General features: G+C 38.4%; 16 protein-coding genes. 8 read left to right on the plus strand and 8 right to left on the minus strand.

Annotation, left to right across the window (positions count from 1 at the left end; all coding sequences use genetic code 11):
* Window positions 1-28 precede the first annotated feature (28 nt).
* The 7 genes from LVD17_RS10715 (at window position 29) to LVD17_RS10745 (ending at window position 8,173) form a co-directional block, all read left to right on the plus strand.
* Window positions 29-2,092 carry a GAF domain-containing SpoIIE family protein phosphatase gene (locus tag LVD17_RS10715; protein ID WP_233766663.1) on the plus strand — a complete coding sequence of 688 codons (2,064 nt, stop codon included), beginning with the start codon at window positions 29-31 and terminating at the stop codon, window positions 2,090-2,092.
* A gap of 43 nt (window positions 2,093-2,135) precedes the next feature.
* A complete protein-coding gene (locus tag LVD17_RS10720; RefSeq protein WP_233766664.1) occupies window positions 2,136-2,474 on the plus strand; it encodes an STAS domain-containing protein in 339 nt (112 codons plus the stop codon).
* Window positions 2,471-2,890, plus strand: coding sequence for an ATP-binding protein (locus tag LVD17_RS10725; protein ID WP_155172556.1), 420 nt, complete (start codon window positions 2,471-2,473; stop codon window positions 2,888-2,890). The genes LVD17_RS10720 and LVD17_RS10725 overlap by 4 nt, the downstream gene beginning before the upstream one ends.
* Window positions 2,891-2,973: 83 nt before the next feature.
* Window positions 2,974-4,962, plus strand: coding sequence for a peptidylprolyl isomerase (locus LVD17_RS10730; protein WP_233766666.1), 1,989 nt, complete (start codon window positions 2,974-2,976; stop codon window positions 4,960-4,962).
* The gene (locus LVD17_RS10735) at window positions 4,943-5,827 is read left to right on the plus strand and encodes a peptidylprolyl isomerase (RefSeq protein WP_233766668.1); all 885 of its coding nucleotides are present in this window, start codon (window positions 4,943-4,945) and stop codon (window positions 5,825-5,827) included. The genes LVD17_RS10730 and LVD17_RS10735 overlap by 20 nt, the downstream gene beginning before the upstream one ends.
* Window positions 5,811-7,154 carry a peptidylprolyl isomerase gene (locus LVD17_RS10740; protein ID WP_233766670.1) on the plus strand — a complete coding sequence of 448 codons (1,344 nt, stop codon included), beginning with the start codon at window positions 5,811-5,813 and terminating at the stop codon, window positions 7,152-7,154. Before LVD17_RS10735 ends, LVD17_RS10740 begins: the two co-directional genes overlap by 17 nt.
* 44 nt (window positions 7,155-7,198) lie before the next feature.
* On the plus strand, window positions 7,199-8,173 hold the full coding sequence (locus LVD17_RS10745) for an AAA family ATPase (protein WP_233766672.1): 975 nt from the start codon (window positions 7,199-7,201) through the stop codon (window positions 8,171-8,173).
* On the opposite strand, the gene LVD17_RS10750 is transcribed toward LVD17_RS10745, so the two are convergent.
* The 6 genes from LVD17_RS10750 to cysC all read right to left on the minus strand — a co-directional run bounded on the left by LVD17_RS10750 (window position 8,170) and on the right by cysC (window position 13,348).
* Complete coding sequence (locus LVD17_RS10750; protein ID WP_233766674.1) at window positions 8,170-8,607, minus strand: Rieske (2Fe-2S) protein; 438 nt, start codon at window positions 8,605-8,607, stop codon at window positions 8,170-8,172. The genes LVD17_RS10745 and LVD17_RS10750 overlap by 4 nt on opposite strands.
* The gene (locus LVD17_RS10755) at window positions 8,600-9,460 is read right to left on the minus strand and encodes a 3-hydroxyacyl-CoA dehydrogenase NAD-binding domain-containing protein (protein WP_233766677.1); all 861 of its coding nucleotides are present in this window, start codon (window positions 9,458-9,460) and stop codon (window positions 8,600-8,602) included. Before LVD17_RS10755 ends, LVD17_RS10750 begins: the two co-directional genes overlap by 8 nt.
* A 2-nt stretch (window positions 9,461-9,462) precedes the next feature.
* The gene (gene pheS, locus LVD17_RS10760) at window positions 9,463-10,488 is read right to left on the minus strand and encodes a phenylalanine--tRNA ligase subunit alpha (RefSeq protein WP_233766679.1); all 1,026 of its coding nucleotides are present in this window, start codon (window positions 10,486-10,488) and stop codon (window positions 9,463-9,465) included.
* Window positions 10,489-10,496: 8 nt separating this feature from the next.
* Window positions 10,497-11,777: a sulfate adenylyltransferase subunit CysN gene (cysN, locus tag LVD17_RS10765; protein WP_233766680.1), complete on the minus strand. Its 1,281-nt coding sequence runs from the start codon at window positions 11,775-11,777 to the stop codon at window positions 10,497-10,499.
* A 61-nt stretch (window positions 11,778-11,838) separates the two neighbouring features.
* Window positions 11,839-12,744, minus strand: a complete 906-nt coding sequence (gene cysD, locus LVD17_RS10770) for a sulfate adenylyltransferase subunit CysD (RefSeq protein ID WP_233766681.1) — start codon at window positions 12,742-12,744, stop codon at window positions 11,839-11,841.
* A gap of 1 nt (window position 12,745) precedes the next feature.
* Complete coding sequence (gene cysC / locus LVD17_RS10775) at window positions 12,746-13,348, minus strand: adenylyl-sulfate kinase (protein ID WP_233766683.1); 603 nt, start codon at window positions 13,346-13,348, stop codon at window positions 12,746-12,748.
* Window positions 13,349-13,429: 81 nt separating this feature from the next.
* Here cysC and cysQ point away from each other — a divergent pair, with 81 nt between their 5' ends.
* A complete protein-coding gene (cysQ, locus tag LVD17_RS10780; RefSeq protein ID WP_233766685.1) occupies window positions 13,430-14,197 on the plus strand; it encodes a 3'(2'),5'-bisphosphate nucleotidase CysQ in 768 nt (255 codons plus the stop codon).
* A gap of 13 nt (window positions 14,198-14,210) precedes the next feature.
* Here cysQ and LVD17_RS10785 read toward each other — a convergent pair whose 3' ends face one another.
* Both LVD17_RS10785 and LVD17_RS10790 read right to left on the minus strand, forming a co-directional pair.
* A complete protein-coding gene (locus LVD17_RS10785) occupies window positions 14,211-15,266 on the minus strand; it encodes an MraY family glycosyltransferase (RefSeq protein ID WP_233766686.1) in 1,056 nt (351 codons plus the stop codon).
* Between the two features lie 83 nt (window positions 15,267-15,349).
* Entirely contained in the window at window positions 15,350-17,698 is a 2,349-nt protein-coding gene (locus LVD17_RS10790; protein ID WP_233766687.1) for a DUF1972 domain-containing protein, read from the minus strand.
* Between the last annotated feature and the right edge of the window lie 195 nt (window positions 17,699-17,893).

Consider the following 17,893-nt stretch of genomic DNA (forward strand, 5'->3'; position numbering starts at 1 on the left):
TTTACTATCTTCAAGGCGTTTTTGAAATATGCTAAGCAAGAAAGCAATCATACGGCTCACCACATTGCTGGCCATTATCACGTGGGTGGTCTTGGTATTTGGTGATTTGTCTATTGTTTTTAGCACCACTAACAATTTGAAGCCGGGTATAGGCAGGGAAGTTCCGCCAATAATGCTCAGCCTCTTCATCCTTTCTCTTTTTGTTTTTTACAAGTACCGGATAGAAAAAGCAGAAAGCATTAACTTCGTAGATCTTCTGTGGAAGGTATTTGTAACGGGGTTGATCACCACCATTGTATCCTTGTTCTTCCGGCTGTTTTTAAATCTTCTTGGTAGTACAAAGCTGGCTGAGAATATCATTTTCCTTGACTTTATCTATCTGTCCAATTTAGGGCTTATCTGTGCTTTTCTGATCTCCACATTTATAGTCTGGAAAAGACTGATCCTTTATCAAAAGTCGAAATTTTTGTTAACCGCCTGGCAAATATTTGAGTACTCTTTACTATTTAGTTTATTATACAATGTTTTGCCTGTACCGGCAGTTCAGGATTTGGAAGAGTACTATTCTGCTCTGCTTGTATTGATGGGGATTTTCCTGTCTGCCAACATGAAATGGGTAGCCTATCTGAACTTCAAGCAAAAATGGAAGAGCATATTACTTATAGCGCTGGCCATGTTTTATTTGGGATATTTCACCTTTACCCTTTTTAATCTGGCTGACGATATAGGGGAATCTACAACTCAGTTTGCTGATTTCAGGAATAATGTTTTTATAATCGCGCTTATAGCTTTCATTTTTATATATGCACTATTTTCTCTGCTGGTAATATTATTTAATCTGCCCACATCATCCGTTTTCGAACAAAAACTTGAAGAGGTAGTTAATTTTCAAAGACTTAGTCAATCTATTCAGACAGAGCAGAATGAGGAGCGCGTGTATGATATTTTACTGGAAAGCGCCGTAAGTACTGTTTTTGCTGATGCAGCGTGGATCGAGATTATCAGGCCAGGGGAGAATAACCAGTTTTATACACAGGGAATTTCAGTTAAAGAGATACAAAATATAAAACAACATATCAGTGACAATAATGTAAGAGGTATACTCGATCAAAGTAGTGATAAAACCATAAACCTGAATAAGTACCTTTCAACTCTGAAAGGATCAAGGTTCAGGTCCATTCTTGCATTTCCTATTTACGTCAAAAATCAGCAATTAGGCACCCTTGCCCTACTTAAGGATGTAAGTGATGGATTTAATAAAGAGATGACAAAGATCATCGATACCTTTACTAATCAGGCTGGGATATCAATAGAAAATTTCAGGCTTTTGTCCGAGGCTCTTGAAAATGAACGATATAAGGAAGAGCTTAAAATTGCCAAGAGGGTACAAAGTAGCCTTTTACCTAAGGAGTTGGATCACGACGGAGATTATGATTTGGTGGCATTTTCCGAGGCGGCTGATGAAGTTGGAGGTGATTATTATGACACCTACCGGGTTAATAAGAACAAAATAGCACTAATTATAAGCGATGTTTCAGGTAAAGGAACTTCTGCGGCATTTCACATGTCTCAGATGAAAGGGATTTTTCATAGCTTCGCGCAGCTTGACCTTTCGCCAAAAGAGTTTCTGGAGAAAGCCAACAAGGCATTAAGCCAGTGTCTTGACAAAGCCTCTTTTATTACCACTTCCTATTTTGTAATCAATAGTGCTACTAAAACAGTGGAATTTGCCAGAGCGGGCCATTGCCCTACTTTGTTTTTTGATGCCCAACTAAAGAAGGGCACCTATTTTCAGAATAAAGGACTTGGACTAGGTATTTTAAGAAATGGTGAATTTGGAAATTATATTCAAACCAATGCCTTTCAGTATAAAACCGGAGATATAGTTGTACTCTATACCGACGGTGTCACGGAAGCAAAGAATGCTCAAGGTGTTGAATTTGGATACGACCGCTTGCAAAAATTCATTGAAAAGGTAAGTGATCAGGGTGTACAGGAAATACAACAGAGATTAATAAATGAACTTTATGAGTTTACAGGTACAAAGTCAATAGATGATGATTATACCACCCTGATCATCAAATTTAATTGATTTGTATTAATGAACATAAGTCTAATAAATACGTAAAACAATTATGGTTGACATAAAACGGTTACAGGAAGAAGGCTATGACGTTATAGTGATAATCGGGGAAGTTGATGCCAGTTCCTCCATTGAACTTGATAACGCTATCAATGAAGCAGTGAAAAGTGGAAAGAAAAAGTTTCTGGTCGATTGCACCTCTCTTGAATATATATCTTCCGCCGGACTAGGCGTGTTTATGTCGTATATCGAGGAGTTTAAACGAAATGATATCAATCTTGTGATTTTTGGTTTGAATGATAAGGTTGCAAATGTTTTCGAAATTTTAGGCCTCGATCAGTTGTTAAAAATAGAGGGAACAAAGGAAGAAGCAAAAGCTCTGCTAGGATGAAGTACTGTTATAAAGTGCCGTGTAAGAAGGAAATGCTCAAGGAGATAAGGTGCTTCGTTAAAGAGGTGCTGGACAAGCATGGGCTTTCTGAAGTCGATGTTAGTACTTTAGTGCTTGCCATCGATGAAGTCTGTGCTAACCTGATCATCCATTCACATTGCTGCAACCCAAAGGAATCCATAGAAGTTGAGATCAATGTTGATAAAGACAAGGGGTTGATCTTCAATATAATCGATAAAGCGGAAATATTCAATATCAATGAATACCAGGAACCAACTTTAGAGGACATCATAAAGAAACAGCGAAAAGGAGGTATTGGTCTTATTCTGGTTAAAAAGATTATGGACGATATTCAGATTTATTCAGACAAGAAGAAACACGTATGCAGACTTGTTAAAAAGATACATATCAACTAGCCTCACATTTTACTTATTTTATCATATCCCCATTTTCTCCTATTAATTTATTAAAATTGCATGGTTCTAAATTATTCTTGGAGATGAAGTTTCGTATTTGGTTTATACTTATTCTAATAGTTGGTTGTAAGGCATCATCCGATGTTTCCGGTATCAGGCAGGATGACATCCCTGTCAAATCCATGAAACTATTTGATGTTGGTGAAGAGTCTGTTTATACGGATGAATTTGCCTATGTATACAGAAAGAATAATGTAAATAATGATAGTGCCTTTACACATGATGACATTAAGGATTACCTGGATCTTTATATCAAATTCAAACTAAAAATCGCAGAAGCCAAGAGTCGTGGGATGGACACCACCCGGGCCTTTATCCGAGAGTTTGGAACCTACAAGGAGCAGTTGAAAAAGCCTTACCTTACCGAAAACCAGGTTACGGAGAAATTGATTGCCGAAGCGTATCAAAGATACAAGGAAGAAATAAATGCTTCCCATATATTGGTTCAGGTGGACCCACAGGCGGCTCCTGCAGATACCCTGGAAGCCTATAATAAAATTTCCAAAATCAGGGAACAGTCCATCAATGGAACTGATTTTGGCAAATTAGCGCGGGAGTATTCTGACGACCCCTCAGCTAAAATGAACAATGGTAATCTTGGCTACTTCACATCTTTTCAAATGGTATATCCTTTTGAGTCGGCAGCATATAACACGGAAGAGGGTAAGGTTTCCAAGCCCGTAAGAACCAAATTTGGTTATCATATAGTTAAGGTCCTGGATAAACGGCCAAGCCAAGGTAGTGTGGAGGTTTCACACATCATGATCAGGATTAAACCCAATAAGGCCGATTCTCTTGAAGCCAGAAATAAAATCTTTGAAATATACGATCAGGCAGTAGGAGGTGTAAATTGGGAGGATCTCGCCAAGCAGTTTTCCGAGGATATAAATACTAAAAATTCTGGCGGACTGTTAAAACCTTTTAAGGTTGGGCAAATGCCTTATTCTTTTCAGGAAGCGGCTTTTGCATTATCCCGGCCCGGCGATATTTCAGACCCTATTATGACCCCATATGGCTGGCATATTATAAGATTGGAGAAAAAACTTCCCCTTGAGAGTTTCAAGGAAATGGAACCTTCTATAAAGTCAAGAATTGATCGTGATTCAAGGGCTGAATTGAACAAAAAGGTACTTATTGAAAGGCTAAGAAAGGAAAACAATTTTGAAGAAACTAGTGCTACACAAGAGATATTGAGTTTTGCTGACAGCACATTAAATAAGGGGAGCTGGGATTTTCCTGATAGCCATGAGATACTTGATGATGTACTTTTCAGGATAGCGACGGAAAAATATACCGTAGGAGATTTTTTTAAACACTTAAAACGTGAGCAAAGACCTAACTCCCATTCTCCTGAAGTTTATATGAGGTTACAATACAATAATTACACTGATGATCGCATTATATCCTATGAGGAGAATCATCTGGAGGACAAATACATGGATTACCGGATGCTTGTAAACGAATATCGGGAAGGGATTCTCCTTTTTGAACTTATGGAGCAGGAAGTATGGAATAAAGCTGTTGAGGATACTGCAGGCTTAAAAGCATATTACGAAAATCAGAAAAACAAGTATCAGTGGGAGCAAAGACTTAAAGCTACCGTCTATAATTCTGATAATGAGGACGTGCTTGAAGAAATTGAAAAACTTATAAAAAGCAATGATTCCTTGAGTTTGTCTAAAAAGGCATTAGAAAAGCAGTATAACGACAAAACTGCATTAACTTTACAGGTCACTGAGGGAATTTTTGAAAAAGGTGATAATCACATTGTTGATCAGGTGGAGTGGTTGCCTGGTATTTATAGGGTAGATGGATCAGGCAGATATAATTTGGTCTGGGTGGAAGAAATCTTAGAACCTGCCCCTAAGAAGCTTGAGGAAGTTAAAGGTTTGGTTATATCTGATTACCAAAACTATTTGGAGAAGCTGTGGGTAAAAGAGCTAAAGGAGAAGTACCCTGTAGATATTAATGACAGTGGATTAAATTATATTTATGAGAAGCTGGAAAAGTAGCCATATTACATTTGTATTGATAGTGATCTTGCTATCTGGGTGTGATCTGATAAAAATGAAAGAAGACTCTCAGGAAGCAGGTAACACCAGTGATCCAGTGGCGAGAGTGAGAGAACAATACCTTTATCCTGAAGATCTTGAGGGTATTGCGCCCGCAGGCATGAGCAAAGAAGACAGTACAGAGCGAGTGCAAAGATTTGTAAATAACTGGATCAGAAAACAACTTCTTATACAAGAGGCAGCAACAAAGATAGAGTTTGACGAAGCTGAGATAGAAAGAAAAATGCTCGACTACAGGTATAGCCTGATGGGCTATGAGTATCAGTCTTACTACGTGAATCAAAACCTTGATACAGAAGTGACTGATGAGGAGATTGAGAAATATTATAAGGAGAATATTGATAATTTCATACTCAAGCAAAACATTATCCGTGGTAAGTTTATAAAGCTACCCAAAGGAGCTCCAAAAACTAAAAAAGTAAAATCGTTATTATTATCAAGCCGCGAAGAAGATAAAGAGGAGTTGAATTCATATAGCTTAAGCTATGCGACACAATATCAGCTTGACGATTCAGTATGGATGGTTTTTGATGAAGTTATTAAAAATTCGCCTCTGGCAGAAATTCCAAATAAGGTACAATTTTTGAAAAACCAGAATTACATTGAACAATCTGATGATCAATACTTGTACTTTTTGAGGATAGAAGAATACCGCATATCCGATAATGTGTCTCCGTTAGAGTTTGTTAAAGAGGGCATTAAAAATATTATTATAAATAAGAGAAAGGTAGAGCTGGCCAGACAGCTTGAAGAGGATGTTTATGAAAGAGCAACTAAAAACCAGGAATTTGAAATCTATAATTAAATCAGGGTTATTGTCGGCTGGGCTGGTGATGTTTATGCCATTATTGTTGAAAGCTCAGGAAGGTGGAGTGGTCGTGGATAAGATTATTACAAAAGTTGATAATTACATTGTATTGAAATCTGACCTGGAGACTACCTACCTTAACTATCTTGCCAATGGAAATCCTGCAACTCCGGATGCTAAATGTAGAATATTGGCTCAGCTTATCAGCCAAAAGCTTATGGTGGCCAAGGCCGAAATCGATTCTGTAATAGTTACCGATGCAGAGGTTGACAATAATCTTGACAGAAGGATGCAGATGATCCTTTCACAGTATGGTGGCTCAGAGCAGCAGCTTGAGGAGTACTATGGTAAGACAGTAGAAGAGTTTCAGGCTGATATTCGTGATCAGATCAAGGAGCAACTGGTAGTACAGCGAATGCAGGAAACAATAACTGCGGGGATTAAAGTTACTCCTGCAGAGGTAAAAAAGTTTTTTAGTGGCATACCTCAGGATAGCCTCCCGTATTTTTCAACGGAAGTAGAAGTGGCTCAGATCGTAAAGATACCCGCAGTGGGTAAAGGTCAGATAGATGCTGCTAAGAAAAAGTTAAACGATATTAGAGCGAGGATAGTAGCCGGAGAGAGTTTTGAGGCTCTTGCCAAGGAATATTCTCAGGACCCTGGGAGTGCTAAATATGGAGGTAATCTTGGGTTTGCCAGGAGAGGTATAATGGCACCGGAGTTTGAGGCTGCTGCCTTAAAACTGAAGCCCAATGAAATTTCCAGTCCGTTTGAAACCCAATTTGGTGTACACATTGTTCAACTGCTGGAAAGAAGGGGTAATGAATATAACAGCCGGCACATATTGTTGATGGCCGAACCCTCTGAAGCTGATATGAGAGAAGCAGAAAGCTTCCTTGATAGTTTGAAAACCAAAATACAGGCAGACAGTATTACCTTTGAAAAGGCTGCCAAAGAGCATTCGGATGACTCCTACACTGCAGGTAACGGAGGCTTTTTTATGGACGATTTGGGAGGTACAAGGGTATCCGTGGAAGATCTTGATCCCGTAGTTTTTTTCACCATTGACAGCATGACAGTCGGGGAAATCAGTAAACCGATTAAGTTTAGAACTGATGGTGGAAAAGAGGCAGTGCGTATATTGTATTATAAATCCAAAGTAAAGCCTCATCAGGCCAACCTGAATGATGACTGGCAAAAGATACAGGCTGCAGCCCTGAACCAAAAGAAGTCCAAAGCACTGAATGATTGGTTTAACAATGCCAGGGAAGATGTATTCATTAGTATTGATGAAGCATATGATTATTGCGGGATTATGAATTGACAAACCTTAATACACTAGTACCGTAAAACAAGCAAAATGCATATATGAAAGAATTTAGTACAGAAGTGGAAGCTGCCGATGCTTTACATCAGGCATATAAAAAATTATCTGCAGAAATAGGCAAAGTAGTCATCGGGCAGGATGAAGTTGTTAGATTGCTATTGACTTCAATATTTTGCCAGGGACATTGCTTACTGGTAGGTGTGCCTGGCTTGGCTAAAACCCTTCTGATACAAACTATTTCATCAGCTCTTGACTTAAAATTTAGCAGAATACAATTTACTCCTGATTTAATGCCTTCTGACATTTTGGGAGCAGAGACACTGGATAAAGACCGTAATTTTAAATTTATCAAAGGCCCTGTTTTTGCAAACATTGTACTTGCCGATGAGATTAACAGGACTCCACCTAAAACCCAGGCCGCATTGCTCGAGTCAATGCAGGAATATGCTGTCACTATTGCCGGGCAGAAGTATGATCTGGAAAGACCATTTTTTGTGCTCGCCACTCAAAACCCTATAGAACAGGAAGGTACCTATCCGCTTCCGGAAGCCCAGTTAGACAGATTCATGTTTAACGTACTTCTTGACTATCCCGCTTATGATAAGGAGGTTGATATAGTGAAAAGTACAACATCAGATGTAAAAGCGACTGTTGAACATGTGCTTACGGGCGATGAAATTATTTATTTTCAGCATCTGGTACGCAAAGTGCCTATTGCAGATAATGTAATAGAGTATGCAGTTAAATTAGTTCATAAAACCCGTCCTAATACTGATAAGGCGGCTCCGGTTGCCAATGATTATCTGGAGTGGGGAGCTGGTCCAAGAGCCTCTCAATACCTTGTGGTTGGGGCTAAATGCAATGCATTGCTTAATGGTAAGTACTCACCGGATATTGAAGACGTAATAGCCGTCGCCAAACCGACTCTCAGGCACAGGATTGTAAGAAATTTTAAAGCGGAGGCTGAAGGAATATCTATCGATGACATTATCGATAACCTTATTAAATCAAACTAATTGACAGGCTCATCAGTAATGGTGAGTGTTCTTCTGTTTAGGCTTACCTGATATTCTCTTAAAGGAAATTGAGCCGGTCCGCCAGTGGGATAGCCGTTGGTAAAGCTAAATGAAGATTGACAAGACGGATCTGTCATATACAACTCAGAAGTATGGACGTTTACTGTAGAACCGGCTTCATATGGCCTGTATGAGCAATTTCTTTCAAAGGCGTGGTATGTTGTAGAATTCTCGCGGTATAGGATGATACCTCTGACTCCTTCGCTTAATAAAACATAACCTCCGTCAACAGATAGGTCATTGAATTCAGGAAGATCTAACTGAATATAAATATCTGGAAAGGAGGCATATGGAATCTCTTCTCTATAAGGAGAATCATTACAGGAAGACGCTATTAGGATAATCCAAAAGAAAACAAGTTTCAGATTATTCATAATTATAAAAGCCCTTCCCTGATTTCCTTCCGTGATGACCTGCATCTACCTTCTGTTGTTGAATTCTGCTGGGTCTGAATTTGGCATCCTGATAAAAAGAGTTATACATAGACGTAGTTACGCTAAAGTTTGTATCTACACCAATCAGGTCCATAAGCTGAAATGGCCCCATTTTAAACCCTGATGATTGTACCAGTGTGTCTATTGTTTCCATGCCAGCTACTCCTTCTTCAAGTACTTTCAATCCCTCTACATAAAAATGTCTTGCCACTCTGTTAACGATGAAACCCGGAGAGTCCTTTGCCATGACAGCAACCTTTCCCAGGTTTTCAGCAAGCTCTTTTGTAAGCATAGCTGTTTTGTCATCTGTTGCCGCTCCTGAAATTACCTCCACCAACTTCATAATGTGAGCGGGGTTGAAAAAGTGCATCCCCACAAAGCGTTCCGGATGTTTAAGCCCTGCTCCTATTTGTGTGATGGGGATGGATGAGGTGTTAGAGGCCAATATTGTCTTTTTGGAATTTATTCTTTCCAATTCGGCAAATACCTTCTGCTTGACATCAAGCCTTTCTACTATGGCTTCTATAATAAAGTCTGCTTTGACCTCATCAAGATCTGTAACAGCAGAGATATTCCCCAGTGCAGTTTTTCTTTGCTCCTGAGTGACTTTTCCTTTTTCAATACCCTTTTCAAGGTTCTTTTCTATTGATTTTAATGCTTTCTCAAGTGCGTCCTTTTCGATATCGAAAAGGACGGTTCTATATCCTGCCATGGCAGCTATTTGAGCTATGCCCTGACCCATGGTACCTGCACCTATAATGGCTATACTCTTGATATCAGCAGTAGTATCCATAGTTAATGTAGAGTTGAAAACTGCTTTAGAAACCGAACATCGTTTTCTGTATATAATCGGAGGTCATTTACCCTGAACTTTAGCTGAGAAATACGTTCAATGCCCATACCGAAAGCAAAACCGGTGTACTCCTCATGGTCAATGCCACAGTTGGCCAAGACGTTAGGGTCTACCATACCTGAACCGGCAATTTCGACCCAGCCAGTGTACTTGCATAGCTGGCAACCATCCCCCTTACAGATCTGGCAGGAGATATCGATCTCTGCACTGGGTTCAGTAAAAGGAAAATACGACGGACGGAATCTGACCTTAGTGTCTTTACCGAACATTTCTTTTGCAAAGTGATAAAGTGTTTGTTTTAGGTCTACAAAGCTTACGTTTTTATCCACATAAAGGCCTTCAACCTGATGGAATACACAATGTGCTCTCGCAGATATCGCTTCATTGCGATAAACGCGTCCAGGCATTATAGATCGTATGGGCGGCTTTTGTTTTTGCATAAGCCTTACCTGCACATTGGAAGTATGCGTCCGCAGTAATATATCAGGATTTTTTTCAATGAAAAAAGTATCCTGCATTTCCCGTGCGGGATGGTTTTCCGGAAAATTTAAAGCTGTGAAATTATGGAAGTCGTCTTCAATTTCTGGGCCATCGGCTACATTAAAACCTATCCTTTCAAAAATTTCAATTATTTGGTTCCTAACATATGTCAGGGGGTGCATACTGCCTAATGTATGTCCTGCCGGTGGTAAAGTCAGGTCTTCATGATCCGACACTCCACCTTTGCCTGAGGCCTCCAAATTGTCAATTAATGCTTTAAACTTAGCCTGAACGGCCTGCTTTACTTCATTGACTTTCATGCCGTAGGCCTTTTTCTGGTCATTAGGCACATTTTTTAGTTCTGTAAAAAGATCTCCGACTACACTCTTTTTGCTTATAAACTTCAGTCTGAATTGTTCTAACTCATCCTGATTTTTAGCTTCAGCGGCTTCAACCTCCTTTAATATGGCTTCAACTTTTTCCTGCATATCCTGTTTTAAATGATCATTCCTGCAGCCACAGTTTCGTTGGTGGCCTCATCTATAAGTATAACGCTTCCGGTAATTCTATTTCTACTATACCTGTCATAGTACAGAGGCTTTGTTGTACGCAGTGTTACACGGGCAATGTCATTCATACTTATGTTTTTGTCATCCTCTATTCTGTGCAAAGTATTGATATCCATTTTGTAGTGAATGTTTTTCACCATGCATCTGGCGTCACTGGTTGTATGCTTCAAAGCATATTTTCCATTGGCAACCAATGGTTTTGCATTCATCCAGCACAGCATTACATCAATATCCTGACCTACATTAGGTTTATTGTTTTCCCTGACGATCATATCTCCACGGCTTATATCAATGTCATCTTCCAGTTGCATAGTTACTGACATCGGAGGGAAAGCCTCTTCAAGCTTTTGATTATAGACTTCTATACTCTTTATTTTAGAAGTAAAACCAGATGGCAGGACTGCTACAGTATCTCCGGGTTTAAATATTCCTCCAGCTATTCGACCTGCATAGCCACGATAGTCATGGTACTTATCAGAATGAGGACGAATAACATGCTGTACCGGGAAACGACTGTCAATATGGTTGTGGTCACTTCCAATATGAATATTTTCAAGCAAATAGAGTAACGTTCCTCCTTTGTACCATGGAGTGTTTTCAGATTCATTAACCACGTTGTCACCTTTTAATGCACTGATGGGAATAAACCTGATATCTTTTACATCTAGCTTGGAAGAAAATGACTCAATCTGATCCTTTATTTTGTTGTACACTTTTTCATCATAATCAACCAGATCCATTTTATTGATACAGAATACAACGTGAGGTATTCCCAGAAGAGCAGCAATAAATGTATGGCGGTGTGTTTGTTCAACAACACCATTTCGTGCATCAACTAAAATTAAGGCAAGGTTAGCTGTGGAAGCACCGGTAACCATATTTCTGGTATACTGGATATGTCCCGGAGTGTCGGCTATAATAAACTTTCTCTTAGGGGTGGCAAAGTACCTGTAAGCCACGTCTATAGTAATGCCCTGCTCTCTTTCAGCTCTCAGTCCGTCAGTTAGCAATGCCAGATTGACGTTGGCATCACCTTTTCGTCTGCTGGATTCTTCAATAGCTTCATATTGATCTTCAAATATGGATTTAGAATCATATAAAAGTCGACCTATCAATGTACTCTTACCATCATCTACGCTTCCGGCTGTTGTAAAACGTAGCAATTCCATGTCAAGGTATCCGTTTGAGTCTCCGTTATTCACACTCATTTGATTATAAAGGTTTTAAATTAATAGCGATAATTGGTTAAATATGGGGTTAACCCTTGAATTAGAAATATCCTTGTTTTTTACGATCTTCCATTGCCGCTTCTGACCTTTTATCATCTGATCGGGTACCTCTTTCTGTTTGTCTGGTAGCAGCCACTTCAGTAATGATTGTTTCAAGAGTAGATGCCTCGGACTCTACTGCTCCGGTACAAGTCATATCTCCGATAGTTCTGAAGCGGACCACTTTTTTAAAAGGTTTTTCGGAATCTTTCTTTTGGATGAAGTCGCAGTCAGCCATAATGACATTGTCACGAACAAAAACTTCGCGTTCGTGGGCAAAATATAATGATGGTAATTCAATATTCTCCATTAAAATGTATTGCCATACATCCATTTCTGTCCAGTTGCTGATCGGGAAGACTCTGAAGTTCTCACCAAAATGTTTTTTACCGTTAAAAATATTCCAAAGCTCAGGTCTCTGGTTTTTGGGATCCCACTGCCCAAATTCGTCACGATGAGAGAAGAATCTTTCCTTAGCTCTTGCCTTTTCTTCGTCACGGCGTGCTCCGCCAATACAAGCATCAAACTTGTACTTTTCAATAGTATCGAGAAGGGTAACGGTTTGTAGTCCGTTTCGGCTTGCATTATACCCTTTTTCTTCCACAACTTTGCCTTCATTGATAGATTCCTGAACAGAACCTACTATCAGCTCAACTCCTAGTTTTTTAACATATTTGTCTCTGAATTCAATAGTTTCAGGAAAGTTGTGTCCCGTGTCGATATGGACTAAAGGGAATGGAACCTTAGCGGGGAAAAATGCTTTGCGGGCAAGGTGGGCTACGGTTATTGAGTCTTTACCACCAGAAAAAAGGATGGCAGGATTTTCAAATTGTGCAGCTACCTCGCGAATAACATAAATTGCTTCCGCTTCCAGTTCTTTTAAGTGTGTTAGATTATAGGCCCTCATGTTATGCTTTGCTATATTTTACTTTTGGAAGAATATATTTTAAAAGTTCGTTCAAATTTTCTTCTGCAGAGTTATCTGCAGTATTTAACTCAACGTCGGGATTTTCCGGATGTTCAAAAGGAGAGTCGATTCCGGTAAAGCTTTTTATTTCCCCTCTTCTTGCTTTCGCATATAAGCCCTTTACATCTCTTTTTTCACAAACCTCTAACGGACAATTAATAAAAACTTCACAATACTTATCTCCTATTATATCTTTTGCCATTGTCCTGATTTGCGCAGTAGGGCTGATCAAGGAACAAATCGTAATAACACCATTACTGGCCAATAGTTTTGAGGCTTCAGCAGCTCGTCGAATGTTCTCTGTCCGGTCTTCTTCGCTGAATCCCAGGTTATTATTTATCCCGGTTCTGAGATTGTCGCCATCCAGTAAGGCGGTTAGGTACCCTTCACTGTGCAGTTTATTTTCAAGTGCACGGGCTATAGTACTTTTGCCGGAGCCGGAAAGGCCAACCATCCATATCACCAGAGAGTGTTGCTTTAAAAGCCCTTCCTTTTTGTTGGTGCTCAGTATAGAGTCAAATATCGGGTGTATGTTTTCAGCCATTTTTACGAAAATTTGAGTGGCAAAAATACAATTAATTAATATAATATATAAATGAGCCGCACATTTGTGTAGTTTTGTTTTATGGAAATTTATATACAGCAAGAAGAACTTATCAATCTGGCACGTAAAGCAGGAAAAGCCATATTAAAAATATATAATGACCTTGAGCTGGCAGGCGATGTTGACTATAAAAAGGATGATTCGCCACTGACACTTGCGGATAAAGCTTCACACGAAGTGATCATGGAAGGACTCCTTGAGTTGTATCCTGATATTCCAATCATTTCTGAAGAAGGAGATCAGCTTAACTATGAGGACAGAAAGGACTTTGAATATTTCTGGTTGGTCGACCCTCTGGATGGAACAAAGGAGTTCATCAACAGAAATGGACAGTTTACAGTAAATATTGCTTTAATGCATAAACACTCGCCCGTCGCAGGTTTTATCTATACGCCCGTACATGACAGCTTGTATGTCGGTATTAAGGGGGATTGTGCCTATAAAGTCGAGAAAGGAGAGAGAGCCGATCTAAAAGTTAATAATTCCACCGGACAAAGAATTGCAGTAAGAAGTAAATCACATGCATCCCCTGAGGAGGAAGGCGTACTGGAGCAGTATGATGTGGTTAATGATATTTCCGTGGGTAGCTCGCTTAAATTTTGCATGGTAGCTGAAGGAAAGGCAGATATATATTATCGGCATGGCCCTACAATGGAGTGGGACACAGCGGCCGGACAGGCGGTACTTGAAAGTGCAGGAGGCAAGGTTTTAAAGGGAACAGGACCGGAAGTTTTTAGCTACAATAAAGAAAATCTGCTGAACGGCAGCTTCTTGTGCCTGGGCTTTTAAGATGCTTTTAAGATTAAGATCTGTTTAATTTCCTGATGATCAGGAAGTCCAGAGTTAAGCTAAGAATGATTGAAAATACCAGGATAAGGGGTAGAAAGATTGCATCATCAAGCTTATAGCAAACAATAGCCAAAACAATATAACTTATATTTAGTGCTCCCAGTGCAATTGCCGTTTGGGAGTGCGTAAGACCCAGGCGCATCAAAGCATGATGCATATGGTTTTTGTCCGGTGTAAACGGAGACTGCTTTTTGGATAGCCTGAGGATAAAAATCCTTAGTGTATCAAACAAAGGGATAATAATAATACAGATTGCGGTGGTAATAGAAGCTTCAAATTTATATGGACTTGTATTAGGGAGTTGATAGTTAAAGTCTATAAAATTGATGGCAAGAACAGAGAATAGAAAGCCAATTACCAAGGCTCCGGTATCTCCCATGAATATTTTTGAAGGCTCCCAGTTAAATGTTAGGAAGGCGACCACCGCACCAACCATACTTAGAGCAAGCAGAGCCGTTAATGTTTCTCCTACCAAAAAGAACCATATACCAAATGTAGATAAGGCTATCGTTGCAATTGTACCTGCGAGTCCATCAAGCCCGTCAATAAGATTGAAGGAGTTGGTGACAACAATGATGGTAAAGATAGTAAGTAGGTAGCTTACAAATTCCGGTAACTCATAAACACCAAAAAGTCCATAAAAGGAATGCAGACCTGTGCTAGTAAGTATGATTACCATTGAGGCCGCAATGAGCTGTCCTATTAGTTTGTAAATAGGCTTGAGAGGAACAATATCATCCCTCATACCTACAACAAAAATTATAGAAACCCCTGCAAGAATGAACTTAAAATCCTGAAAACCGTCGATGGGCATCCAGATAACAAGAGATACAAAAAAGCCCAGAAAAATGGCTATGCCGCCCAGTGATGGGGTTGTTTTTTTGTGAATTTTCCTTCTTCCCGGGGTATCCATCATCTTTTTTTTCTTTCTCGAAAACTTGATGATCACCGGGATCACCAAAAAAGTAATGATGAATGATGTAGCTATTGCTAATGTAATCGAAGTCATCTAGGGTTTATTAGATGCGCAAAGGTAAGGAAATATCTAAATCTTAAAAAGATATAATGGATAGCTTCCCTAAAGAACTCAATCTATTTTAGAAGTTCACTATATAATCTAGCAATCTTTTCCCATGAGTACTCTTGATAGGCCAACAATTGAAGATTCTTACCAATTAAATCAAGCTCCGCTTGAGTTTTTAAGCTCTGCAAAAGCGATATTAATTTGTCCGTTGAATTAAAATATAAAGCTTTATTTTGAGTTGTGAATCTGTTATAATTTACATTCCATGCCAATATTGGAAGCCCAAGCCACATGGCTTCCACTAGTGAAGGGTTTGTGCCACCTGCACTATGTCCATGAACATATATACAACAATTACTCCTTAATTCATTGAGATCATGTTGGTCGTAAATGGGATCAATCGTTAGTATATTGTCACAATTTTTATATTTTTCCTTTAACGCTTCTCCATAGCTACTTGAGTTCCAGTTTCCAACAATTAAGAGTTTATAAGAAGTAACTTTGGAAAATGCTTCTAAAATTATATGGATATTGTTTTCGGGTTCAATTCTACAAACTGAAAATGCATATTTTTTTTGTTTAATTCCATATTTATTACAGGTCTTAATGGTTAAACTGTGACCTTCGGCGTGGCTTCCTCCATATGTTATCAAATTACTTTTTCGGCCATATTTACTACTAACATACTTCTGAATTCCCAAATTATCAGCCACTATCTTATGTGAATATTTAACCGCCAATTGTTCCTGTAGCTTTAAATATATCTTTGCAAGTTTTCCCCATTTGTTTCTTCTCCATTCTAGTCCATCAATGTTTACAATAATTTTTTTTGAGCTAAAAATTCGAATGATTGGTATTAGAAAAGCTCCACTGACACCAAGAATAAGTATTACATCTGATTTATTTAAACAGTGGATAAGACATAAAGAATCATATAAGATACTAGATTTTCCATTAGGATTAACAGGTAAATATACAAGTTTAGTGTTATGAAAGTATTTAGGTTTTTGCTTATAGTGAAATGAGCTGCAATAAACGGTAAAATCAAACTTTTGATTTAGGCTTTTGACTAGCCATTCTGCGAGAGTTTCAAACCCTCCGTATTTTGCTGGGATGCCAGCGGTTCCAATCACTGCAATTCTTTTTTTCAAATCAGATTTAATTGATATAGTCTTTGAACGGTTTCTCAAATAGAAGGCAATATTAAAAAATGTAATAAACATTATCCCTTTGTGTAGATGAAGGGCCGATTCAGTTGCAAATATAAGTGAAATGAGAATGAGGAATGATGTAAAAACATAATCTTTACATATCAAAGCTTTTCTCGTCGATTCAAAGAGAACAAACAAAAAGAAGAAGAGACCAATTATCCCATGGTACATAAAAACTTCTATGTATTGATTATGTGCATTATATTGTAATTCTGCAGCAATTTGCAAATTGTTTCTTTCATAAGCACGGTTATAATAAGGCTGAACCTCTCCTGTACCCATTCCTAGCCATGGGTTAAAATCCATGCAGTCGAGAAGAGCTTTCCACATATTAATGCGTAGTGATCTTCCTCCAAATCTATTTTCGGAGAAGGATTTAGAGAAGTCCAGTGCTTCAATAACTCTTATGCGATTTACCTTATTGTACCGTATATTTAGTCCTATAAGTGAAGCTATTATAAAAAAGGATAAGGCTGCAATAACAAATTTATACCTGTTGAACTGTTTAATAAAAATGTAAATAATCCCGATGCTAACTGCAAAAATGGCAGTACGAGATGAAAGCATGATTATAAAATAGAACTGGAGTAAGGACAAAATGATGAGAAGAATCTTTTTAACCCCAAAGTTAACAGACGAGATCAAATAGGATAGAATAAAAAAGAGTGATAAACCACAGTACATGGCTAAATAAGTAGGGTGTATATTCAATGGATTAACCAGAAGTTCGTTGGAAAAGTACCAGGGATTTAAGTAAGTATATGCTTTACTTAATGTAATTATTTCAGTGTAGTTTTGATATATGGATTCACCAATGCATATGAGCATTGCTATACTGCAGGAAATAACATGTGCTATTTTAATTTCTTTTAAATAAGAGGCTTTGAATATCCCTGAAAAAAGGATAAATGGAATAGCAATTAACGAAAACCGTCTTTCTATAATTTTGATGCCAATATCCAGGTTATTGGAATAGAAAAGGCCAACTACAATCCATATAAAGGAAAGAGCATAAGCAAAAAACAACCAGTTCTTATAGTTAAAACTCTTGTAGTTTACTGCTCCTAAAACGAGTAGAATCACAAGACAAAGATTAGTAGTAAGCATTGAAAATGGCAAAGCAATAATAAAAGCTACTATTGTCCATTTGCCCACTTTATTTACTACTTCCTTTATTGTAGTTGTTTTTTTAAGCAGATTGTTCACGACTCTTTTTGATGGATAAGAACAGTATAAATAATAGTAAAGGAGTTAGGTAATAATAAAACCCATTAAAGAAAGCGCTTAGTATGGTTGTCATAAATAGAATATAGGTGAAGATATTATTTTTAATGGACGTTTTATAAGTAGAGAACAACCAAATAAATGAATATAAATATAGAAATAAACCAACCAATCCAT

This window comes from Fulvivirga ulvae, from assembly GCF_021389975.1.
In the GTDB taxonomy this organism is placed as follows: domain Bacteria; phylum Bacteroidota; class Bacteroidia; order Cytophagales; family Cyclobacteriaceae; genus Fulvivirga; species Fulvivirga ulvae.